This is a genomic window from Nonomuraea basaltis (assembly GCF_005893125.1).
Classification (GTDB): domain Bacteria; phylum Actinomycetota; class Actinomycetes; order Streptosporangiales; family Streptosporangiaceae; genus Nonomuraea; species Nonomuraea basaltis.
The window spans coordinates 95,194-117,578 of the sequence record NZ_VCJS01000012.1 but is presented as its reverse complement, the minus strand read 5'-3'; the positions used below and the strand labels follow the sequence as shown (position 1 = coordinate 117,578).

Sequence of the window (22,385 nt, the reverse complement as noted above, 5' to 3'; positions counted from 1 at the left end):
CCGCAGCACCTCGCGCGCCTTGCGCTCGACGACCTCCCACGGCGCCAGCAGGATGGCCGGGTCGAGGTTGCCCTGCAGCGCCTTGCCCGGCCCGACGCGGCGGGCCGCCTCGTCCAGCGGCACCCGCCAGTCGACCCCCACCACGTCGGCGCCGGCCTCGCCGAGCACGCCGAGCAGCTCACCGGTGCCCACGCCGAAGTGGATGCGCGGCACGCCCGCCACGCCCTCGAAGATCCGCCGGGTGTGCGGCAGGATGAACTCGCGGTAGTCGGCCGGCGCCACCGCGCCCACCCAGGAGTCGAAGAGCTGCACGGCCGAGGCGCCCGCCGCGATCTGGATGCGCAGGTGCTCCAGGACGATGTCCGACAGCCGCTCCATCAGCGTGTGCCACAGCTTCGGGGCGCCGTACATCATGGCCTTGGTGTGGTCGTGGTTCTTGGACGGGCCGCCCTCGATCAGGTAGGAGCCGAGCGTGAACGGCGCCCCGGCGAACCCGATCAGCGGCGTGCCGCCCAGCTCGCCGGTCAGCGCGCGGATGGACTCGGTGACGTACGGCACGTCGTCGGGCTCGAGCGGGCGCAGCGCCTCGAGGCCCTTGGCGTCGCGGATCGGGTCGGCGACGACGGGGCCGACGCCCGGCTTGATGTCGAGGTCGACGCCGATGGCCTTGAGCGGCACCACGATGTCGCTGAAGAAGATGGCCGCGTCCACGCCGTAGCGGCGGACCGGCTGCATGGTGATCTCGACGATCAGGTCGGGCGTGGCGCACGCCGTGAGCATCGGCACGCCCTCGCGGACCTTGAGGTATTCCGGCAGCGACCGACCGGCCTGGCGCATGTACCAGACCGGTGTGTGCGGGACGGGCTGGCGGCGGCAGGCACGCAGGAACGCTGAGTCGGCGAGGTTCACCCCACAAGGGTGCCATGTCCGGGTGCCGGTCCCCGCATCGACGCGAGGTGTCGGAAAAACATGCATTGGGTGGGCCAAATCATGATCAGATAGCAAGATGAAGGTTTACCGGTCTGCTCGGCAGAGGCGTCGCACACGGGTCGAACACACCCCATGGCGACCCAGAGGGCCGGTCTCGACTGGGCCAAATGTTCGCCAACCCACCGCGCGGCACCGATTCAGCGACCACTTTCGGGACACGCCGAGCGCGTTGCGGGGAATTGTCAGCGGCTCGTGCCAACGTCGGAGCCACAACCCGACGAAAGGCCACGTTGCGATGACCGCGTTGTGGAGTTCCCCAGAGCGCCGCAGTGAGCCCTGCGCTTCCTGCGCTGGTGAGCGACTGTTCGAGCAGCCCCCGTGCTTCGACGGGCACGAGCCGGGCGAGTGCCCGGAGTGGGCCTGCGTCGAGTGCGGCCACGCGATCATGCTCGGCTCGGCCGAGTCCACCCGACCGGTTCGGCAGCTCGTAACGGCTGCGGCTTGATCACGAAGGATGAGCACCCCCGTGGTCCCCTTCCGTCCGACTTCGACCTACGCTTCGGCTATGACACTCGGTGACCAGCCACCGCCTCCCGCGGCGTTCACGCGCGCGGCGGAGAGTATGCGGCTGGCCGAGGTCAGGCCGGAGATCGAGCTGGAGGACCTGCCCGCGCCCCAGCGGCTGGCCCCCTACTCGGTCGCCATCGGCGCGTCGGTCTACCGCGACGACGACGAGCTCGCGGTGGGCCGGCTGATCCTCCTCTACGACCCCGACGGCCAGCGCGGCTGGGAGGGCCCGTTCCGGCTGGTCGCGTACGTCAGGGCCGACATGGAGCCGGAGATCACCTCCGACCCGCTGCTCGGGCCGGTCGCGTGGAGCTGGCTGACCGAGGCCCTGGAGGCGCACCAAGCCGACTACTCGGCTGCGGGCGGTACGGTGACAAGAGCCGTGTCAGAGGGGTTCGGCAACAAAGCCGAAGACCCTGTCACGACCGAGCTCGAGCTGCGGGCGTCCTGGTCACCCGCTCAGGAGGATCTCTCCGGCCACGTCGCCGCCTGGTGCGACCTGATGTGCGTGGCGGCGGGGATCCCGCCGCTCCCGCCGGACGTGGCCGCGCTGCCCCGCCGACAGGATGATCCGGAGAGTGACCGAACGAAGTGAGGGCACCAGTCAAGACATCGTCAGCGTCATGAGGTCGGTGAGCTCATGACAGAAGAACGCACCGTCGAGCCGCTGCTCGAGCCGCGCGAGGGCATCCCGCCGGTGATCGCGGACGCGGCCGGTCTCGCCATGGTCGTGGAGCGGTTCGCCGCGGGCAGCGGCCCGGTGGCGGTCGACGCCGAGCGCGCCTCCGGCTACCGCTACGGCAACCGCGCCTACCTGGTGCAGCTGCGCCGGTCGGGGGCGGGGACCGCGTTGATCGACCCGGTCGGCTGCCCCGACCTGTCCGCGCTCGACGCCGCCGTGGCCGGCGCGGAGATCGTGCTGCACGCCGCCTCACAGGACCTGCCCTGCCTGCTGGAGGTGGGGTTCCGGCCGCGGGAGATGTTCGACACCGAGCTGGCGGGGCGGCTGCTCGGCTACGAGCGGGTGGGGCTCGGCACGATGGTCGAGACCGTGCTCGGGCTGCGGCTGGAGAAGGGCCACTCGGCCGCCGACTGGTCCACCCGGCCGCTGCCGGAGGACTGGCTGCGGTACGCGGCGCTCGACGTGGAGGTGCTGGTCGAGCTCCGTGACGTGCTCCACGGGGAGCTGACGGACAGCGGGAAGCTGGAGTGGGCGCGCGAGGAGTTCGCCGCCGTGCTCAACACCCCGCCGTCGGTGCCCCGGTCGGACCCGTGGCGGCGTACGTCGGGCATTCACAAGGTACGCAACGTCCGGGCCTTGGCCATCGTGCGCGAGCTGTGGACCATGCGCGACACGATCGCCCGCGAGGCCGACCTCGCGCCCGGCCGGGTGCTGCCCGATGCCGCGATCATCACGGCCGCGCTCGAAGTGCCGCGCACCAAAAAGGCTCTGACGGAGATTTCCGCTTTCACCGGGCGCAGCGCGCGCCGCCACATGAGCGACTGGCTCGCCGCCGTGGCCCGCGCCCGCACCCTGCCCGACAGCCAGCTCCCGCAGCCCACCACGCCCGGCGACGGGCCGCCGCCGCCCAACCGCTGGGCCGACCGTGATCCGGCCGCCGCCAAGCGCCTGGCCGCGGCGCGTGCTGTGGTGGCCGCGCTGGCCGACGAGCACCACATGCCCACGGAGAACCTGCTGCAGCCGGACGCGGTTCGCCGGCTGACGTGGGAGCCGCCCGCGGAGATCACCGACGAGACAGTGACGGCGCGGCTGCGCGCCCTCGGCGCCCGCGAATGGCAGCTCGCTCTCGCCGCCCACCCCATCACCAAGGCCCTGGCCCGGCTGGAAATCCGGGGCGAGATCTAACTCGCCCCGGCCCCGCACGCAACGGCTGGTGGCCAGGCAGGAAACCGGGTTTCGGGGTGGTTTGGGGAGGCGCTACTTGACGCCCTCGGTGGCGCGGCCGTACGGTTCGGGAAAGCGCTTTCCACATGTTCGTCCTGAAGGGATCCCCATGAGCGTGCGCACCATCGGCGTCGTGATGAACGGCGTCACCGGACGGATGGGCTACCGCCAGCACCTGGTCCGTTCCGTCCTGGCCATCAACGAGCAGGGCGGTGTGACGCTCTCGGACGGCAGCCGGGTCAGCCTCAAGCCAGTACTGGTCGGTAGAAATGCCGACAAATTGGCAGATATCGCGTCTAAGCATGGGATTTCGGATTTCACCACGGACCTCGACTCGGCCCTCGCCGACGACGACAATGTGATCTACTTCGACGCCCAGGTCACCAGCGCCAGGGTCAAGGCCGTGCTGAAGGCGATCGAGGCGGGCAAGCACATCTACGCCGAGAAGCCGACGGCCGAGTCGACGCAGGAGGCGCTCTCGCTGGCCGAGGCCGCCACGGCCAAGGGCGTCAAGAACGGCGTCGTGCAGGACAAGCTGTTCCTGCCCGGCCTGCTCAAGCTGAAGAGGCTGATCGACGGCGGCTTCTTCGGCCAGATCCTGTCGGTGCGCGGCGAGTTCGGCTACTGGGTGTTCGAGGGCGACTGGCAGGAGGCGCAGCGCCCCTCGTGGAACTACCGGGCCGAGGACGGCGGCGGCATCGTGCTCGACATGTTCCCGCACTGGCACTACGTGCTGGAGAACCTGTTCGGCCGGGTCGAGTCGGTCTACGCCCGCGCCGTGACGCACATTCCCGCGCGGGTGGACGAGCAGGGCAACACGTACCAGGCCACCGCCGACGACGCCGCGTACGGCATCTTCGAGCTCGAAGGCGGCATCGTCGCGCAGATCAACTCGTCCTGGACGGTTCGCGTGAACCGCGACGAGCTGGTCGAGTTCCAGGTGGACGGCACGCACGGCAGCGCCGTGGCGGGCCTGCGCAACTGCCGCGCGCAGCACCGCTCGGCCACCCCCAAGCCGGTCTGGAACCCCGACCTGCCGGTCACGGCGCGCTTCCGCGACGGCTGGCAGGAGGTGCCGGACAACACCGAGTTCGACAACGGGTTCAAGATCCAGTGGGAGGCGTTCGTCCGGCACGTGGTGGAGGACGCGCCGTTCCCGAACGACTTCGCCTCGGGCGCCCGCGGCGTGCAGCTCGCCGAGCTGGGCCTGCGCTCGAACGCCGAGGGCCGCAGGATCGAGGTGCCGGGGCTGTGATGATCGACCTGCCCGGCTTCGGCGCGTACGCGCTGAGCGAGCCGACGGTCTGGCCGGTGTCGCCGACGCCGGCCACCAGCCGCATCGTGTACGCGGCCGCCCACGTGGTGGCCGACCCGCTCGGCGACAACACGCCCGGCTCCCCCGCCGCCGTGGACTGGGAGGCCACCCTCCGCTTCCGCCGCCACCTGTGGTCGCACGGCCTGCGGATCGCGGACGCCATGGACACCGCCCAGCGCAACATGGGCCTGGACTGGGCGGCGACCAAGGAGCTCATCCAGCGCAGCGCCGCCGAGGCCCGCGCGTTCGGCGACCCGGTGACGCTGGTGGCCTGCGGCGCGGGCACCGACCACGCGCCCGGCGCCGCCGACCTGGACGCGATCACCGCCGCGTACGCCGAGCAGGTGGAGACCGTCCAGTCGGCGGGCGCCGGAGTGATCGTCATGGCGTCCCGCCAGCTCGCCAGGGTGGCCACCGGCCCGCGGGACTACCACCAGGTCTACGGCAAGCTCTTCGGCCTGGCCGACCGGCCGGTGATCCTGCACTGGCTGGGCGAGATGTTCGACCCGCAGCTGGCCGGCTACTGGGGCTCGCGCGACGTGGCCGCGGCGACCCAGTCGTTCCTGGAGCTGATCCACGCGCACGCCTCGATGGTGGACGGCGTGAAGGTGTCGCTGCTGGACGAGGAGCACGAGGTGGGCCTGCGCGCCGCGCTCCCCGAGGGCGTCAAGCTCTACACGGGCGACGACTTCAACTACCCGTCGCTGATCAGGACCGGCTCGCACGCCCTGCTCGGAATCTTCGACGCGATCGCCCCGGCGGCCGCGGCGGCGCTCCAGGTGCTGGACGCCGCCGAGGCGGCCGGTGACGAGGCGGAGCGCGATCGGCTGCTGGCCTCCTACGACGAGATCCTGGCCCCGACCGTCCCGCTGTCGAGGAAGATCTTCGAGACGCCGACGTACAACTACAAGACCGGCATCGTCTTCCTGGCCTGGCTGAACGGCCACCAGGACGCGTTCGCCATGGTGAACGGCGCCCAGTCGGCCCGCTCCCTGATCCACCTCTCGGAGGTGTTCCGGCTGGCCGACCAGGCCGGACTGCTGGCCGACCAGGAGCTGGCCGTGCGCCGGATGAAGGCGCTGCTGGCGGTGAACGGCCTGTGAGCGAGCGAAGCGAGGGAACCATCAGGCACAGCAGTCCGAGTCTCTCACTGAACCAGTGGACCACCAGGCGCTGGTCCGTGTCCGAGGCCGTGGACGGCTGCGCGCGGCACGGCCTGGAGGCGGTCGGGCTGTGGCGCGAGAAGGTGGCCGAGCACGGGCTCGCGCAGAGCGTCAAGCTGGTACGGGACGCCGGGCTCCGGGTGTCGTCGCTGTGCCGCGGCGGCTTCCTCACGGCGGGCGGCCTGCCCGGCGAGGAGGGCCGGCGGGCCTTCGCCACGGCGCTGGACGACAACCGCCGGGCCATCGACGAGGCGGCCGAGCTGGGCGCGGCCTGCCTGGTGATGGTGGTCGGCGGACTGCCGGGCGTGAAGCCGGGCGAGCCGCTCCCCCAGGACACGGACGCAGGGGCGGGCACGCACGGGTTCGCGAGTTCGAGCGCGTTCGCGGCCTCCGGCGGCCGGGATCACTCCACCACGACGGTGACCGTCACCAGCGCGACCGTCGGCCCCGGCACCACCGTCACGACCAGCACCACCGCCGCGGGCGTCACGGTGCGCACGACCACCGTCAGCACCGAGGGCGAAGCCACCGGGAAGACCGGGCGGTTCTCTCGTGACCTGGCCGGGGCGCGGGAGCGGGTGGCCGAGGCGCTGGCGGAGCTGGCGCCGTACGCCGGGGAGCGGGGCGTCAAGCTGGCTCTGGAGCCGCTGCACCCGATCTACTGCCCCGACCGGGCGGTCCTGTCCACCCTGGGCCAGGCGCTCGACCTGAGCCTGGCCTACCCGGAGGACCAGGTCGGCGTGGTGGTCGACACCTTCCACGTGTGGTGGGACCCGAGGCTGTTCGAGGACATCGCGCGGGCCGGCCGCCGGATCGCGTCGTACCAGGTGTGCGACTACCTGCACCCGCTGCCGGAGGACATACTGCTCGGGCGCGGCATGATGGGCGACGGCGTGATCGACTTCCAGCCGATCACGCGAGCGGTCCTGGACGCCGGGTACACCGGCGACGTCGAGGTGGAGATCTTCAACGCCGACCTCTGGGCCGCCGACCCGGACGAGGTGGTGGCCACGATGAAGGCCCGCTACGAGGACGTGGTGCTTCCCACGGCGTGAGCCTCCGGGAGCGGCGGGCCGCGGCCAGGCGTGCCCCCGCTCCCCCTCCCCTCGAGGGGCCGGCTACGCCGGTTTGTCCCAGGTCAGCAGGTAGCGGCGAAGCAGCAGGCGTCGGAAGCGGCAGCCGGGCAGCAGCCGGCGCGCCGCCCGCGCGATCTCTCCCCACGGCATGACCGGAGTCATGGTCGGCACGCCGGGTCCGCTCTTGCCTCCGTGGAACAGCTTCAGCACATGCGAGACCGCCTGGCCCGCGAGACAGACGGCCCAGTCCAGCGGCGTCCGTTCTTTCCCATGGCCGACGATCACCAGCCGCCCACCCGGCGCGAGCAGCCGGACCAGGGCGTTCACGGCCTCGTCGCGGGCATTCGATCACCAGACTTCTTCGAAGATGCCCCAGCCTTCAGGCCGGGAAGGAATCGGACTCCTGTGGAGCAGGGCAGGAAAAGGACGAATCGCCGTCAGGGCGATTCGCCGTCGGTGGCAGGCCCGCTGCGACTGGTCTCCAGCCGGTGCAGAATCTCGGAGTTGAGGGACCGGCGGGCGGTCTTGGCCTGGCCGACCAGCCACGCGTGCAGGTCGGCGGGGAGTCTGAGAGTGATGCGCACTTCGTGATCCACACCACCGAGTGTAGTGGTAGGATGGTGTCATCGCGACACTAGAAGAAGGTGGGGAAGGGGCCGAGAACGCCCGGTATACCTACCGGCTTCGCGTGTCGTCCACCGCTCGAACGGCGCTGCTGGCCGAGTGGGACCGCTGCCGGTGGATCTGGAACGAGTGCGTCGCCAAGTCCCAGCAGACTTACTTGAACAACAAGGCCAACCCCGGCGACAAGCGGACCTGCGGCCCGGCTCAGCTCGACAAGATGCTGACCGAGGCCCGCCGGATCACGCCGTGGCTGCGCGAGGGCTCCAGCGTCCCGCAGCAGCAGATCACCCGGGACTTCGGCAAGGCCCGCGCCAAGGCGTTGAAGGACATCACCGAACGCCTGTCGATGCGGCAGCGGGCCGGGATGCCGCGCTTCAAGAAGAAGGACCTGGCCGACCCGACCCTCAACTACACCAAGCGCGGCTTCCGCCTCAAGGACGGCCGCCTGCACCTGGCCGGCGGCATCGTGGCGACCGTGGTGTGGTCGCGGGACCTGCCCGCCGAGCCGTCGTCGGTGCGCGTGTACCGTGACAGTCTCGGCCACTGGTACGCCTCGTTCATCGTCCCCACCCGATCCGAGCCCCTGCCCTGCTCGTCCGGGCTGGTCTGAACCCGGCTGGTGCCGATCGCGTAGGACCCGACTGTCCGCCGGACAGCCAGGCAGCGTGAGCCAGGAATCCCCCACCTTAGGCGGGGAGCAGTCAAACTAGCGTCACGGTGCCCGCCGCGCCGTTCACTTCGATCTCCTGGCCGGTGGTGATGCGGTGGGTGGCGTCGGGGACGCCGACGACGGCGGGGATGCCGTACTCGCGGGCCACCACCGCGCCGTGCGACATCGCGCCGCCCATCTCCATCACCAGTGCGCCCGCCGTCAGGAACAGCGGCGTCCAGCCGGGATCCGTCGAGGGGCAGACAAGGATCTCGCCGGGCTCCAGGTGCGCGCCCACCGGGTCGAGCACGACCCTGGCCACGCCGGTGACGGTGCCCGCCGAGGCCGCCGTGCCGGTCAGCGCGCCTTCCGTCGCGGGGGGCGCGAGCGCCTCCGGCTCGGTGCCGTCGGAGAGCAGCACCCTGGGCACGTGCCTGCGGCGCGACTCCTGCTCGTACGCCGCCCGCCGCTCCGCCACCAGCTCCCGCAGGTCGCCCCCGCCCAGCGCGGCCCTGGCCTCCCGCAGGTCCAGGAAGAACACGTCCCCGGCCGAGTCGAGCACGCCGAGGCCCACCAGGTGCTCCCCGACCGCGAGCATGCTGTGCCGGATCGCGGCGAGCGTTTTGACCAGGTAGAACTTGGGCAGCTCACGCAGGCCGGCGAACTTCCTGGTGCGCCGGAGCCCGAACCGCACCACGGCGCCCCGCCAGCGGGCTCTGCGCCGGGCCTGCGACACCACGCGGGCGATCGCGGCACTCGCGTCTTCCGCGCCCTTGGCGAACAGCGCGGCGGGCGCGATGCCGGCACCGCCGTCCATGCGCAGGTAATTGGCCAGCACGCCGAGGATGTGCGCGGGCGCTTCCGACCACCTCGGCACGCCCAGGTCGATCTCGGCGACGCCGCGGTGGCCGTACTTGTCCAGGAACGCGGCGATCTCGCGCTGCGCGACCGGCGGAAGCACGCCCTCCTGGTAGCGGCGGACCAGTTCGGCGACGGGCAGTTCCTTGAACGGCTCCGGCTCGACGCGGGTGGCCAGCTCCCACAGCTCGAGATCCATCTCCGTGGTCGGGTTGTGCGGGACGCTGCGCAGAACGTCCTGCATCTCGGCCAGCGGCACGCCGGAGAGCCTGGAGGCCAGGGCGAACAGGCCGTAGCCGGTGATCACGATGGGCATGATCGAGAGGATCATCGGGAAGGTTCCGAAGAGCACGCGCTCGGCATGGTCCAGGCGCTGCGCGGGGCTCGACGAGTCAGGCAGCCGGAGCCGCCTGTCCAGCTCCTCCCCGAGGCGCACGGTGTACGCGAGGGCCTGGTCCGGCCTGGTCAGCGCCATCCGGACGCGGGAGGGGGCGTGGACGCGGCGGGCGAAGCGCCGCAGGCCGCGCAGTAAGGGACGGCGGGAGGTGTGCGCCAGTGCCAGGCGCGGGTCCTCGAACAGCCGCTCCATGACGGTCGCGGTACGGGCTTCGCCGAGCGTCAGCAGGCGCGGGAGGATGGCCCGGCCGGGGCGGCTGCGCACGGCCGTGGTGAGGTCGACCCACATGCGCTGCCCCGAGTCAGACAGGAAGGGGGCGCCGTCGAGCGGGTCGGCCGGGCCGTGCCCGAACAGGTTCGCGCCGCCGGCGCTGATCAGCCCGAACGCCGACCGCCCCATCGGAGTGAGCGGCCCCATGACGCCCTGGGCGACGTTGACCGAGAAGTAGACCCGCAGGCCCGGCCGGGTCGTCTCGGGCAGCGGGTAGAGCGTGGTGATCGGCCTGGCCTGGGTGAGCCAGAGTTTGCCGTCCTCGTCGATGGCCCACTCGGTGTCCTGGGGCGCGCCGTAGTGGTCCTCGACGCGGGTGCCCAGTTCGGCCAGCTCGCGTACCTGGGCGTCGGTCAGGCAGAGCCCGTCGTGGGTGGTCTCGACGCGCTCGGTGCCGCCGCCGGGCAGGGAGCGGATGGCCAGCCGCTTGTCGCCGACGTGGCGTTCGAGGATCTCGCCGCCGTGGACGACGAAGCGGTCGGGGTTGACGGCTCCGGACACGACGGCCTCGCCGAGCCCCGGGCTCGCGTCGATGACGGCCTCGCGCCGCCGGCCGGTGACCGGGTTCGCGGTGAACATCACCCCGGCGACCTGCGCGTCCACCATGACCTGGACGACCACCGCGAGGCGGACGGCGGCGTGGTCGATGCCGTTGGACTCGCGATAGGCGACGGCGCGGTCGGTCCACAATGAGGCCCAGCAGCGGCGTACGGCGTCGACCACCGCCTCGGCGCCCACCACGTTGAGGTAGGTGTCCTGCTGCCCGGCGAAGCTGGCGAACGGCAGGTCCTCGGCCGTGGCCGACGAGCGCACCGCCACGGGGACGTCGCCGCCGAGCGCGGCGTAGTGCTTGACGATCGTCTCGTACACGGTGCCGGGCACCGGGGCCTGAAGCAGGTGCCGCCTGGCGCGCTCGGCCAGCCCGGCGCCGTCCGCCTCCAGCCCTTCCGCGACCTGCCGGTACGCGTCCGTGGTCAGCACCCACCCGTGCGGCACGGGCAGCCCGGCCCTGGTCAGCTCGCCGAGGTTGGCGGCCTTGCCTCCCACCTCGGCCAGCATTCCGGCGTCGATCTCGGAGAAGTCCAGTGCCGTTTTCATCGAATGCACTCCTGCCGTTCAGCGTCTTGTCACCCAGTCTCACGCTTTCCGGCAAAGAATTCAACACTTGATGAACTATGTCACGGCAGCAGGGTCACCCCGTCCAACTCCCAGGAGGGGTCGATCGCCACATCCAGCGCCGTCAGCACCGTCGGCCCCACGTCGACCAGCCGGGGCTCGCCGAGCGATCGCCCGCCGAGGTCCTCGCCCAGCCGGTGCGCGATCACGAACACCGTGCGCTCCTCGTCCGACGGGCCGCCGTGACCGCCCTCGTCCACGTGCCCGTGGTCGGTGGTGACCAGCACGGTCCAGCGCTCGTCCGGGTACGAGGGCCGCGCGCGGATCGTGTCCAGCAGGCGGCCCAGATAGGTGTCCTGGGCCTGGAGGGCGGCGGCGTATTCGGGGCAGTGGGGGCCGAGGTCGTGGGCCACCTCGTCGGTGTCGCCGAGGTACACGAACACGGCGCCGGGGTCCTCCTGCGCCAGGTGCCGCCCGGCCGCCTCGGCGACCTGCTTGTCGGCGTCGGCCCAGCCGCACTCGTAGCCGTTCAGGACGAACCGGTGGTCGATGGCGGGGCCGAAGGCGCCGTGCTCGTCGAGGGCCGCCCAGGAGAAGAACGCGGACGTGGTCAGCTCGGGCCTGGCATTCTTCGCACGAGTCAGGAAGTCCGGAAATTTCAGGAACTGGGGGTCAGCGAAACCGTTGTCCACGACGCCGTGTTTGTCGGGCCAGACCCCGGTCGCGATGGACGACCAGCCCGGGCCGGAGTCCGTACGCGATCTGATGACCCGGCCGCCGTCCCCCGGCTCCGGGCTCTTGGGGACGACCTCGCCGGGCGACTCCGTACGCGGCGCGTCGGCCTCGCCGTAAGGGAGCTTGCTGGTGCCGTACGCACCGGTGGACATCAACGACGTCAGGACGGGGGCGCCCGAGGAGGTCAGCAGGTCGAACCGCAGCCCGTCCATGCCGACCACGAGGACCTTGTTTCTCGATGAGGACATCCCCCCATCTAAGCGGCGAAACGTATCTAAGAGGTGAAGCGTCGCACCCAGTCAGCCGCTCCGGGGAGGATCTCCTCGACGGGCGCGACCTGCGGATACCACGTGCGCTCCCACTCCAGCGACACCCACCCGTCATAGCCGGCCGCGCGCAGCAGCTCGCCCGCCTCCGTCAGCGGCACGGACCCGGTCCCCATGGGCACCGGCGTGGTGTCCTGCGCCGAGACCGCGTCCTTGACCTGGACGTAGGACAGATACGGGCCGAGCGCGGCCAGGGAATCGGCCGGGGACTCGCCGTGCCGCCACGGGTGCAGCAGGTCCCAGATCGCACCGGTGGTCTCGGGGCAGCCGGCCTCGGCGAGCAGCCGGGCCACGGCCGCGCAGGTGGCCATGCTGTCGTGCGTCTCGACGAGCACGCGGCGGCCGATCGCGGCGGCCGTACCGGAGACCGCCTTGAGCCGTCGCGCTCCGACGGCGGCGTCGTCGCCGCGCGGGAACACCCGCACCCCGGGCGCGCCCAGGTCGGCGGCGAGACGCAGGTCGGCGAGGAGCGCCTCGACGACCGGCTCGTCCGGCCCCGGCTCGCAGACCCCGACATATCCCGCCAGGGCGGAGATCTCCAGGCCCGCGCCCTCCACCCGCTCCCGCACCGAGCGGCGCTCCGCCGCGTCCAGTCCGGCGTGCACGCCGGTGTCCGGGTGCAGGCGCAGCTCCAGCCCCTGGCAACCATGCCCGGCCGCGATCTCGATCGCCCTGTCGAGTCCCTCGCCGGGCATCCCCAGCGTGCTGACCGCCAGCCTCACCCCAACCTCCGTACGCTCTCCCGCAACACGACCTCGCCGGCGACCTGCTCGACCACTACCGCGTCCTCCTCGCCCAGCGCCAGCTCCAGAGCCCGCGCCCCCATGTTCTTCAACGGCAGCCGCACGGTCGTCAGCGCCGGTACGTGATCACGCAGAGTGACAATGTCGTCGAATCCGGCCACCGACACGTCCTCGGGCACCCGGATTCCACGCTCCCGATAGGCCGCCAGCGCCCCGACGGCCATCACGTCGTTGACCGCGAACACGCAAGTCGCGTCTTTCCCCACCTGCTGGGCCGCCGCGTAGCCGCCGTCGCGGTCGAACGGCCCGTGGATCACGTGCGGCGCGGGCAGTCCCAGCTCCTCCAGGGCGCCGGCGAAACCGGCACAGCGGTCGGCCGCGGTGACCAGGTGCGGCGGCCCCGCCAGCACCGCGAACCGCGTGTGCCCGAGACCGGCCAGCGCCCGCGCCAGCTCCGCCGCCCCTTCCCGGTTGGCGGGCGCGACGGTGTCCACGCCGAGCAGGTCCTGCCCGACGCAGGCGGCCCGGCCTCCGCCCGACCGGTATTTGGCCAGCTCGTCGCGGAGCCGCCCGGTGACGCCCGGGTCGGCCACCCGCGAGCCGACCAGCAGCACCGCCCGCACGCGCTGGGCGTTGAGCGTGGCCACGTAGGCGATCTCCTGCTCCGGGTCGCGATGCGTGGTGCCCACCATGACCAGCAGCCCCTCAGTGGCCGCCGCCCGCATCGCCCCGTCGGCCAGGGCCGCGAAGTAGGGGTCGGTCAGGTCGTGTACGACGATGCCGATGACGTTACCGGCGCCGCGGGCCAGCGTCTGGGCCGCGATGTTGGCCCGGTAGCCCAGCTCGTCGGCGGCCTGCTCGACGCGGGCCCGCAGGGCCGCGCCCACCTGGCGGGTGCTGCCGTTGAGCACCCGCGAGGCGGTCGCCAGCGAGACGCCCGCCTGCCTGGCGACGTCCTCAAGCGTGACCACGTGACCTCCCGGAAAGCGGTTTCCAGTGTGCCAGATCAGCACCTGGATCCGCATCCTTACACGCCCCGGGCCCGGGGGAACAGAACGCCCGGCCATCAGGGACGCGTACGCCCTGGATCCGGGGGACACAGCGCCCCCGCCTCGGGGACTCGGGCCCGGAGACCGGGACGTCCCCCGGGGACTCGGCCCCCGGGTTCGGGATGTCGCCCACCTCGAGGACACGGACCCCTCGACCCCGTGGGACGGGGGGACGTCTCAGGCCGCCGTCAAAGGACGTCTCACCAGGGGAAGAGGATGTCGAGCAGGCCCTTCTTCTCCTGCGTCGGCGTGGGCGCGGGCGCCTGGGTCGGGGGCGCCTGCGTGGTCTGGCTGGTGGGCTGCTGAACGGGCGGCTTGGTCGCCGGCTTGTCAGTCGGCGAGTCGGGTTGGGTGTCGGCGTCCTGCATCTCGTTCTGCGGCGCCCTGGTGGTCCTGCTGCTGGTCTTCGCGGTCGGCTCGCCGATGCGCGTGCGGGTTGGACGCGTGGTCGGCTCGCGCGTCGGCTGCGGCCGCTGGGTCGTCGGGTCGGGGTTTGCGGACTCGGATTCGGTCGGGTCGCCGGTGGCCGAATCGTCGGGCTCAGGGGTGGACTCCTCCACCGGCTCCGTGTCCTCGGGGACCGCGGAGTCGGAGGGCGAGGTCACCTCGCCGGCGCTGGCGCACTGGCCGCCCGCGCACGGGTCATCCGACGAGGTGCCGGTGAGCATGAAGCCGGCCCCCACGCCGACCAGCACCACCGCGACGGCCGCCACCAGCAGCAACCTGGTGCGGCGGCGCACCTCACCGTCGCCGCCGCGCGAGCCGCCGCGGGAGCGCCCGTCCTGCGAGTCGTCGGTCCAGCCCGAGCCGAGGAAGCCGCGCTTGGGCTGCTCCTGCTCGCGATCGTCGTGCCCGCCCTCATACCCGCGGTCGAGCGGGAGGTACGGATTCCCGTCCTCCACCTGGTGCGGATCGCTCGGCTCCCGCAGTGTGTCGTGCGGACCGCTCGCCCCGCCCAGCCCGTCATACAAGCCGCCGGGGTCGCCCAGCACGTCGTGGGGGCCGCTGTGGCCGCCGAGCACGTCGTGCGAGTCGCTGGAGCCGCCCAGGTCATGCGGACCGCCGGAGCCGCCCAGCATGTCGTGCGGGTCGCTGGGGCCGCTCAGCATGTCGTGCGAGGCCGCCGGGGCGTCGTCGAGCACGTCACGCAGGCCCTCACCGATCAACTGGGGCTCGCCCTTGCCGGGCGGAAGGATGTAGGTCTCGTTGCCGACGACCTGGATGGCGGGTTGCTCGTCGGTGTCATCGGTGCTCCACCGCGGGGACAGCACGTCACCCGTCATCTCCGGGTTTAACGACCTCCCCTGCCCATCCTCGAATGGCCTGTCATTCTCGTCGCGCGCCACGATGGAACCTCTCTAATACGAATTCTGACCGCGCCCCTTCCTAGCAGAGTCGACCACCCATTGTCCGGAAATTTCACACGTTTCCCTAAAACTACTCTCCGTAACATAGGCCAGCTCCAGCCCCTGCCACCCCACCCGGCCCCCCATGTGAGCGGGCTCCCCCATCCCTTGCCTGACTGGGTCGCGGGCCCGGGGGAACCCGGCCGGTCCCGGATCGGTAAACCTTCGGACCACGCGCCGGCCGGCATGGATGGACAGAGTCGCAGCCGAGGACGGGCGGGGACCGGGATCGCGGCCGGTCAGCCCACGAGGCCCTCGAGCACGTCGCCCAGGGCATCCTCCGCGCCGGGCCCCAGCGGCGGCGGCCCCTCGATGAACGCCAATTGGAACGCACGCTCCCGCCGGTCGATCAGCGCGTACGCGCATGACACGCAAAGTTGCCCTGATCACGGGCGGCAGCAGGGGAATCGGCGCGGCCATCGCACGGCGGCTGGCGGGCGACGGTTTCGACGTGGCGATCACGCACCGGACCGCGGGCGATCGGGCCGCCACGGTGATCAACGAGGTAGCGGCGGCGGGACGGCGTGCCCTCGGAATCCGGGCCGAGTCCGCCGACGCCGGCGCGCTGGTCGACGCGGCGGAGCGGACGGTCCGCGAACTGGGGCGGCTCGACGTGCTGGTGAGCAACGCCGGAATCGCACCGTACGGACCGCTGGAGCAGGTGACGCTCGACGAGGTGGACCACCTGCTGGCGGTGCACGCCCGAGCCTCGTTCGTGCTGGCGCAGGCGGCGGCCCGGCACATGGAGCGAGGCAGCAGCATCATCCTCATCGGCAGCAGCCTGGCCGAGCGGGTGCCGTACGCGGGCTGGACGGCGTACGCGATGAGCAAGTCCGCCCTCATCGGCCTCGCCAAGGGCCTGGCGCGAGACCTGGGCCCCCGCGGCATCACCGCCAACGTCGTGAACCCGGGCTCGACCGAGACTGAGATGAACCCGGCCGACGCCCCGGAGGCGGAGGAGGAGCGCCGCCTGACAGCGCTCGGCCGCTACTGCTCTCCAGACGACATCGCCGCCACCGTCGCCCACCTCGCCGGGGAGGGCGGCCGCGCCATCACAGGCGCCTCGATCCCCGTGGACGCCGGCGTCACGGCCTAAGCCTGTCATCCAGGCAAACGAGCCGAAGCGCTGCGATGAGCGCGATCGTATTCGGCGTTCTCGGCGCACAGCCGAATTCCAGGCCGAATAAGTCGAGAAGGGCGCATATATCCTTCCTGGTCACTTCGAGCACGTGAATGTTTTCATGGACCAGAAGGTTGCCGCATGGCGACACGTGAACGTCGCGCAGGCCACGTACGAGCGGAATTGCTCAACGTCCTTTGTACGCAGGAGTTGGACCGCTCCAGCCAGGGGTCAAGCAGCACACTTCTGAACGGGATAACTATTCGGCATTGGAGGTTTCAATTGGCGCATTCCCTGTCGTTGCAACACTCTTCCCGGCGTAATTGCCTGACGAATCGGCGAAGCGCCCTCGCCGTCAGAGGCATGGATCGGTGGTGTTGTCGACCACCTTGTCCTTGAGTGAATCCGGAATCGCCGAGACGACGCGCACGCCCGGCCAGTCCTTCCCGATGACGAGCTGGACGATCGGGCCCTCCGGGACCTTGGCGGCCTTGGACGTGTACGGCTGCGTATTGAGCGGCTTCACCTTGCCCGCCACCGGCGTCCGCTTGTCCTTGGACAGCCGGCCGGCCACCGCGTCCGCGTAGGCCTGGCCGTCCTGCTCATCCTTCTTGGCGTAGCGGATCGCGGTGGTCTCGGTGGCGGGGGCGTTGCCGACCTCGATGACGGCGAAGCCCTGGGCGGCCAGCTCGTCGGCCACCTGGATGGCCTTCCCCGTCTCGCCGGTGGCGTTGAGCACCTGGACGCGTACCTGCTCGTTCTCGATCTTCGGCGCGGCCGACTTGCCGGGGGTGGGGCTGGCGGTGACCTCGTCGTCGTTGCGTACGCTCTCGAAGAAGTTGCCGGCGGCCGGCTGGCTGAACTGCACCCGGTTCTTGTCCGTCGGGTACGACTCGACGGGCACCGTGATGCCCTTGAGCTCCTTGGCCGTGAGGCCCTTGACGCTGTTGGCGATGTCGAGCATCCGGTCGAGCGTGAGCCCGTCGTCCACGGTGACGGCCTGGACGGCGGCCTGCAGGAAGCCGTTCAGCTTGATGGGGTCGGTGAGCAGGCCGCCGTCGGTGACCTTCTCCAGCACCTGGTTGAGGAACACCTGCTGGCGCTGGATCCTGCTCAGGTCGCTGCCGTCGCCCAGCGCGTAGCGCGTCCGGACGTAGCCGAGCGCCTGCTCGCCGTTCACCACGTGCCTGCCCGCGCCGAGCACCAGCTTCGCCTTGGGGTCGTTGACCGGCTTGGGGAGGCAGATCTCGATGCCGCCGATGGCGTCGATGATGCCCTTGAAGCCGGTGAAGTCGACCTTCACGAAGTGGTTGATCTTGATGTTGGTGAGCGCCTCGAGGGTCTTGACCGTGCAGTTGATGCCGCCGTCGTTGAAGGCGGAGTTGATCTGGCGGATCCCGCCGGGGAGCACGGCGCCGTTCCGCCCCTTGCACTCGGGGATCACGACCATGGAGTCGCGGGGGAAGCTGATCATGGTGGCCTTGTCCCGGTTCGGGGAGATGTGCAGCATCATGATCGTGTCGGTGCGCTCCCCCTTTCCCACGGACGTGGCGCCGTACTTCCTGTTGTCGCCGTCGCGGGAGTCGGAGCCGACGAGCAGGACGTTGAGCGCACCGGTCTCCGGCGGGCGGCTCGCGCCGGGATCGATGGGCTCTCGGGGGATGTCGCCCTCAAGGTTCCGGTAGTACGCGTACGCGCCGAGAACGGTGGTCACCAGCACGAACGTCAGCGCCACGCTCACCCATCCCAACGGGGTCAGCGGGTTTCGCCGCGGCCGGGGATCACGCCGGCCGCGTGGCGTCGGGGCGATGCGAGGATCCCGAACCGCACTGCCGGGTCGCTCTCTCATGCGGTTCACCCCTTGCGCCATGATCGCGCAGCATAGTCACAAACAGGAATTCACAATTGCAAACAGCTCTTCTCGCTGGCCCTACTCGTTAGTTCGCCTGTCCGCCGACGGGGAGACTATGACCTTCCGGATACTTCTCCGTCACCACCGGGCCGAACGAGGGCTCCATCCAAAGCGCGCGATTCCCGGGCACCGCTACGCACAGTGCCGCCATCATGACCTCCATGCTGCTGACCGAGATGGCGCCCCCTCCCGGCGCCCAGGAGCTGGCCGGCCTGCGGGCCAGGACCAGGTCCGCCCGGCGCGCCGCGCTCGTCGCGCTCTGCGCCTCCATCACGCTGCCGGCCACCGCCCAGTTGCTCGCCGACAGGGCCACGAGCAGGGAGCAGATGCTGCCGCTCGCCGTGCTGTCCCTGGCGGTCTTCGCCGCCGCCCTGCCCACGCTGGCGATCACCCAGTACGTCTGGGGCGCCCGCGCCCGCCTCGTACACCGCCGGGAACGCGAGCTCTACGCCGTCGCCCCGTCCGAGAGGGCACGACCCCTGAGCCGGATGGGGCTGGCCGGCGGCTGGGCGGTGACGCTGCTGCTGGGGTGCGCGGCGCCGCGCTTCTTCCGCGAGGCCGCCCTCTATGGCCTCGCCGACGCTCTGGGCCGGGCCGCCGAGGCGATCGCGGTGGCGGGTCTCGTGGCCGGGGTGTCGTTCCTCATTTGGTGGGCACGGGACGCTCTGGGGATGCTGGCGCGTGCCCGGCGATCGGGAGGATCTCCTGGCGATCCATGGGATCCCGGGCCGGGCGCGCGTCCGCGAGCGGGCGCGGTGCTCTGGACGGGCGCGGCCGTGGCGGTCGCCGCGCTGCTCGGAGCCCGCGCCCATCTCTGGGAGCCGGCGACCGGCGTGATCTACGGGCTGCTCACCGCCGCCCTCGTGTGCGGAGTAGTTACCGACGAGTAGCATAGCCTCGGAACACCTTCCAGCAACGAGGAGCGAGTCTGTGCCTTCCTCTCGTGACGTCGTGTTCGTCGACGGCGTGCGCACGCCTTTCGGCAGGTCAGGGCCGAAAGGGCTGTACGCGGAGACCCGCGCCGACGACCTGGTCGTCCGCGTCATCCGCGAGCTCATCAGGCGTAATCCCACCCTGCCCCCCGAGCGCGTGGACGAGGTCGCCATCGCCGCGACCACCCAGATCGGCGACCAGGGCCTGACCATCGGCCGCGCGGCGGCGGTGCTGGCCGGGCTGCCCAAGAGCGTGCCCGGCTACGCCATCGACCGCATGTGCGCGGGCGCGATGACCGCGGTCACCACGGTCGCGGGCGGCATCGCGTTCGGCGCGTACGACGTCGCGATCGCGGGCGGCGTCGAGCACATGGGCCGCCACCCGATGGGCGAGGGCGTCGACCCCAACCCGCGCTTCCTGTCGGAGAAGCTGGTCGACCCGAGCGCGCTGGTCATGGGCATGACCGCGGAGAACCTGCATGACCGCTACCCGGGGATCGGCAAGGAGCGGGCGGACGCGTACGCGGTGGTGTCGCAGGAGAAGGCGGCCAAGGCGTACGCCGACGGCAAGATCCAGCCCGATCTGGTGCCGACCGCGATCAGGACGGCCGAGAAGGGCTGGGGGCTGGCGGTCGAGGACGAGGCGCCCCGGCCGGGCACGACGATGGAGGGGCTGAGCGGGCTCAAGACGCCGTTCCGCCCGCACGGCAACGTCACCGCGGGCAACTCCTCCGGGATCAACGACGGCGCCACCGGCTGCATCGTGGCCGCCAGGGACGTCGCCGAGGAGCTGGGGCTGGCGCCGAAGATGCGGCTGGTGTCGTACGCGTTCGCGGGCGTCGACCCCGAGGTCATGGGCGTGGGGCCGATCCCGTCCACGGAGCGGGCGCTCCGCCTGGCAAATCTCGAAATTTCGGATATCGGGCTGTTCGAGATCAACGAGGCGTTCGCCGTACAGGTGCTGGCTTTCCTGGACCACTTCGGGATCGCCGACGACGACGCCCGCGTGAACCCCTACGGCGGCGCGATCGCCTACGGCCACCCGCTCGCCTCGTCGGGCGTGCGGCTGATGACGCAGCTCGCCCGGCAGTTCGGCGAGCGTCCCGACGTGCGTTACGGCATCACCACGATGTGCGTCGGCATGGGCATGGGCGGCACTGTGATCTGGGAGAACCTGGCGTGAGGAATATCGAGAACTGGCGGGCGCTGCTGAGCGAGCGCAACACGGACGAAGTCGTCACCAAGGCGCTGGTGCGGGACGTGCAGCTGCCCGGCGGTGCGGGCACGATGGCGCTGATCACGCTGGACAACGGCTTCGACCACACCAAGCCCAACACGTTCGGCCCGCACGGCCTGTTCGCGTTGAACGGGGCGCTGTCGGAGATCGCCGAGCGCACCGACCTGGCCGCGGTCGGCGTGACGGGCAAGCCCTTCATCTTCGCCGTCGGCGCCGACCTCAAGGGCGCGGCGGCGCTGACCTCGCGCGAGGAGGCGCTGGCCATCGGCGCGCTCGGCCACCACGTGTTCCGCCGGCTGGGCGAGCTGCCGATCCCGTCGTTCGCGTTCGTCAACGGCGCGGCCATGGGCGGCGGGCTGGAGGTGGCGCTGCACTGCGCGTACCGGACGATCTCCTCAGGCGTGCCCGCGGTGGCGCTGCCCGAGTGCTTCCTCGGCCTCGTGCCGGGGTGGGGCGGCACGCAGCTGCTGCCGCGCCTGATCGGCCCGGCGAACGCGATCAAGCTGATCATCGAGAACCCGCTGTCGCAGAACCGCATGATCAAGGGGACGGACGCTTTCGCGCTGGGCGTCGCCGACGCGATGTTCGAGCCGGCCGACTTCCTGGAGGAGTCGCTGCGCTGGGCCGCCCGCGTGCTCAAGGGCGAGGTGACCGTCGAGCGCAGGGCCCATGACGGCTGGGAGAAGGCCGTCGCCGACGCGCGCTTCCTGCTGGACATGAAGCTGCACGGCGCGGCCCCCGCCCCCTACCGGGCGCTCGACCTGATCGCCCAGGCCGAGACCGCCACCCGCGACGAGGGCTTCGCCGCCGAGGACGAGGCGCTGGCCGACCTGCTGATGGGCGACGAGCTGCGGGCCGGGCTCTACTCCTTCGACCTGGTGCAGCGCCGGGCCAAGCGGCCCGCGGGCGCGCCGGACGCGTCGCTGGCCCGCAAGGTCACCAAGGTCGGCATCGTGGGCGCTGGGCTGATGGCCTCGCAGATGGCGCTGCTGTTCGCGCGCCGGCTTGAGGTGCCCGTCGTCATGACCGACCTCGACCAGGCCAGGCTGGACAAGGGCGTGGAGTACGTACGGGCCGAGGTCGGCAAGCTCCTCGCCAAGGGCCGCGTCACCGGAGACCAGGCCAACCGGCTCAAGGCCCTCGTGACCGGCTCGCTGACCAAGGACGCCTTCGCCGACGCCGACTTCGTGATCGAGGCCGTGTTCGAGGACATGGCGGTCAAGAAGCAGGTGTTCGCCGAGGTGGAGGCCGTGGTCCCGGCCGAGTGCCTGCTCGCCACGAACACCTCCTCGCTGTCCTTGACCGAGATGGGCGCCGGGCTGAAGCACCCGGAGCGGCTGGTCGGGTTCCACTTCTTCAACCCGGTCGCCGTCATGCCGCTGCTGGAGATCGTCAAGGGCGCCGCGACGGACGACGCCACGCTGGCCACCGCGTTCGCGGTCGGCAAGTCGCTGAAGAAGTCGTCGGTGCTGGTCAAGGACGCTCCGGCGTTCGTGGTGAACCGGCTGCTGACCTGCTTCATGGGCGAGGTCGTCGCGGCCGTGGACGAGGGCACGCCGCTCGAGGTGGCCGAGCACGCGCTCGACGGGCTCGGGCTGCCGATGACGCCGTTCGCGCTGCTGCAGCTCGTCGGCCCGGCCGTCGGCCTGCACGTGGCCGAGACGCTGCACGAGGCGTTCCCCGACCGCTTCGGCGTCTCGGCGAACATGGCCAAGCTGGTCGCCGCGAGCAAGCCGGGCGTGTACCGTCCCGACTTCTCGCTCGACCCGGACGCGGTGGCGATCTTCTCCGGCGGCTCCTCACCGTCCACCGCCGAGCAGGTACGCGACCGCGTCCTGACGGCGCTGGCCACGGAGATCCGCATCATGCTGGACGAGGGCGTCGTCGCGGCGGCGCAGGACATCGACCTGTGCATGATCCTTGGCGCCGGCTGGCCGTTCCATCTGGGCGGCATCACGCCTTATCTGGACAGGATCGGCATCGCCCAGCCTCGGTTCCTTCCGCCCGGTGTGGCCTCGCTCCCCGCTTGATTTCTTTACGGAGGCCCGCCCAGG

General features: G+C 71.2%; 20 protein-coding genes. 10 read left to right on the top strand and 10 right to left on the bottom strand.

Going from position 1 to position 22,385, the window contains the following annotated elements:
- On the bottom strand, positions 1–909 hold a 909-nt coding region (hemE, locus tag EJK15_RS08410), incomplete at its 3' end, for a uroporphyrinogen decarboxylase (RefSeq protein ID WP_138709800.1).
- 586 nt (positions 910–1,495) lie between these two features.
- Between hemE and EJK15_RS08400 the strand changes: the two genes are divergently transcribed.
- From EJK15_RS08400 to EJK15_RS08380, 5 genes are all read left to right on the top strand, one after another.
- On the top strand, positions 1,496–2,092 hold the full coding sequence (locus EJK15_RS08400) for a DUF3000 domain-containing protein (protein WP_138709798.1): 597 nt from the start codon (positions 1,496–1,498) through the stop codon (positions 2,090–2,092).
- 45 nt (positions 2,093–2,137) lie between these two features.
- A complete protein-coding gene (locus EJK15_RS08395) occupies positions 2,138–3,364 on the top strand; it encodes an HRDC domain-containing protein (RefSeq protein ID WP_138709797.1) in 1,227 nt (408 codons plus the stop codon).
- Between the two features lie 148 nt (positions 3,365–3,512).
- A complete protein-coding gene (locus tag EJK15_RS08390; RefSeq protein WP_138709796.1) occupies positions 3,513–4,658 on the top strand; it encodes a Gfo/Idh/MocA family protein in 1,146 nt (381 codons plus the stop codon).
- Entirely contained in the window at positions 4,658–5,821 is a 1,164-nt protein-coding gene (locus tag EJK15_RS08385) for a dihydrodipicolinate synthase family protein (protein ID WP_138709814.1), read from the top strand. Before EJK15_RS08390 ends, EJK15_RS08385 begins: the two co-directional genes overlap by 1 nt.
- A 77-nt stretch (positions 5,822–5,898) precedes the next feature.
- Positions 5,899–6,936, top strand: a complete 1,038-nt coding sequence (locus tag EJK15_RS08380) for a sugar phosphate isomerase/epimerase family protein (RefSeq protein WP_171074176.1) — start codon at positions 5,899–5,901, stop codon at positions 6,934–6,936.
- A 63-nt stretch (positions 6,937–6,999) separates the two neighbouring features.
- On the opposite strand, the gene EJK15_RS08375 is transcribed toward EJK15_RS08380, so the two are convergent.
- Positions 7,000–7,284 carry an MDR/zinc-dependent alcohol dehydrogenase-like family protein gene (locus tag EJK15_RS08375; RefSeq protein ID WP_138709795.1) on the bottom strand — a complete coding sequence of 95 codons (285 nt, stop codon included), beginning with the start codon at positions 7,282–7,284 and terminating at the stop codon, positions 7,000–7,002.
- Between the two features lie 110 nt (positions 7,285–7,394).
- A complete protein-coding gene (locus tag EJK15_RS08370) occupies positions 7,395–7,553 on the bottom strand; it encodes an Arc family DNA-binding protein (RefSeq protein ID WP_138709794.1) in 159 nt (52 codons plus the stop codon).
- A gap of 92 nt (positions 7,554–7,645) precedes the next feature.
- Between EJK15_RS08370 and EJK15_RS70315 the strand changes: the two genes are divergently transcribed.
- Positions 7,646–8,191, top strand: a complete 546-nt coding sequence (locus EJK15_RS70315; RefSeq protein WP_240776836.1) for an RNA-guided endonuclease InsQ/TnpB family protein — start codon at positions 7,646–7,648, stop codon at positions 8,189–8,191.
- Positions 8,192–8,282: 91 nt separating this feature from the next.
- Here EJK15_RS70315 and EJK15_RS08355 read toward each other — a convergent pair whose 3' ends face one another.
- The 6 genes from EJK15_RS08355 to EJK15_RS76205 all read right to left on the bottom strand — a co-directional run bounded on the left by EJK15_RS08355 (position 8,283) and on the right by EJK15_RS76205 (position 15,501).
- Positions 8,283–10,853, bottom strand: coding sequence for a PEP/pyruvate-binding domain-containing protein (locus EJK15_RS08355; protein WP_138709792.1), 2,571 nt, complete (start codon positions 10,851–10,853; stop codon positions 8,283–8,285).
- A gap of 80 nt (positions 10,854–10,933) precedes the next feature.
- Entirely contained in the window at positions 10,934–11,854 is a 921-nt protein-coding gene (locus EJK15_RS08350; RefSeq protein WP_138709791.1) for an alkaline phosphatase family protein, read from the bottom strand.
- 26 nt (positions 11,855–11,880) lie between these two features.
- On the bottom strand, positions 11,881–12,654 hold the full coding sequence (locus EJK15_RS08345) for a sugar phosphate isomerase/epimerase family protein (protein ID WP_138709790.1): 774 nt from the start codon (positions 12,652–12,654) through the stop codon (positions 11,881–11,883).
- Positions 12,651–13,646, bottom strand: coding sequence for a LacI family DNA-binding transcriptional regulator (locus tag EJK15_RS08340; RefSeq protein WP_240776835.1), 996 nt, complete (start codon positions 13,644–13,646; stop codon positions 12,651–12,653). The genes EJK15_RS08345 and EJK15_RS08340 overlap by 4 nt, the downstream gene beginning before the upstream one ends.
- 278 nt (positions 13,647–13,924) lie before the next feature.
- Entirely contained in the window at positions 13,925–15,007 is a 1,083-nt protein-coding gene (locus EJK15_RS08335) for a hypothetical protein (RefSeq protein ID WP_138709788.1), read from the bottom strand.
- Between the two features lie 362 nt (positions 15,008–15,369).
- The gene (locus EJK15_RS76205) at positions 15,370–15,501 is read right to left on the bottom strand and encodes a hypothetical protein (RefSeq protein WP_276615371.1); all 132 of its coding nucleotides are present in this window, start codon (positions 15,499–15,501) and stop codon (positions 15,370–15,372) included.
- On the opposite strand from EJK15_RS76205, the gene EJK15_RS08325 reads away from it, so the two are divergent.
- Positions 15,495–16,226 carry an SDR family NAD(P)-dependent oxidoreductase gene (locus EJK15_RS08325; protein WP_138709787.1) on the top strand — a complete coding sequence of 244 codons (732 nt, stop codon included), beginning with the start codon at positions 15,495–15,497 and terminating at the stop codon, positions 16,224–16,226. The two genes, EJK15_RS76205 and EJK15_RS08325, sit on opposite strands and share 7 nt — an antisense overlap.
- Before the next feature lie 379 nt (positions 16,227–16,605).
- On the opposite strand, the gene EJK15_RS08320 is transcribed toward EJK15_RS08325, so the two are convergent.
- A complete protein-coding gene (locus tag EJK15_RS08320; RefSeq protein WP_138709786.1) occupies positions 16,606–17,991 on the bottom strand; it encodes an LCP family protein in 1,386 nt (461 codons plus the stop codon).
- Positions 17,992–18,323: 332 nt separating this feature from the next.
- On the opposite strand from EJK15_RS08320, the gene EJK15_RS08315 reads away from it, so the two are divergent.
- The 3 genes from EJK15_RS08315 to EJK15_RS08305 all read left to right on the top strand — a co-directional run bounded on the left by EJK15_RS08315 (position 18,324) and on the right by EJK15_RS08305 (position 22,361).
- Positions 18,324–19,052, top strand: coding sequence for a hypothetical protein (locus EJK15_RS08315; protein WP_138709785.1), 729 nt, complete (start codon positions 18,324–18,326; stop codon positions 19,050–19,052).
- A gap of 61 nt (positions 19,053–19,113) precedes the next feature.
- Entirely contained in the window at positions 19,114–20,277 is a 1,164-nt protein-coding gene (locus EJK15_RS08310) for a thiolase family protein (protein ID WP_240776840.1), read from the top strand.
- Complete coding sequence (locus EJK15_RS08305; RefSeq protein WP_138709783.1) at positions 20,274–22,361, top strand: 3-hydroxyacyl-CoA dehydrogenase NAD-binding domain-containing protein; 2,088 nt, start codon at positions 20,274–20,276, stop codon at positions 22,359–22,361. Before EJK15_RS08310 ends, EJK15_RS08305 begins: the two co-directional genes overlap by 4 nt.
- Positions 22,362–22,385 lie beyond the last annotated feature (24 nt).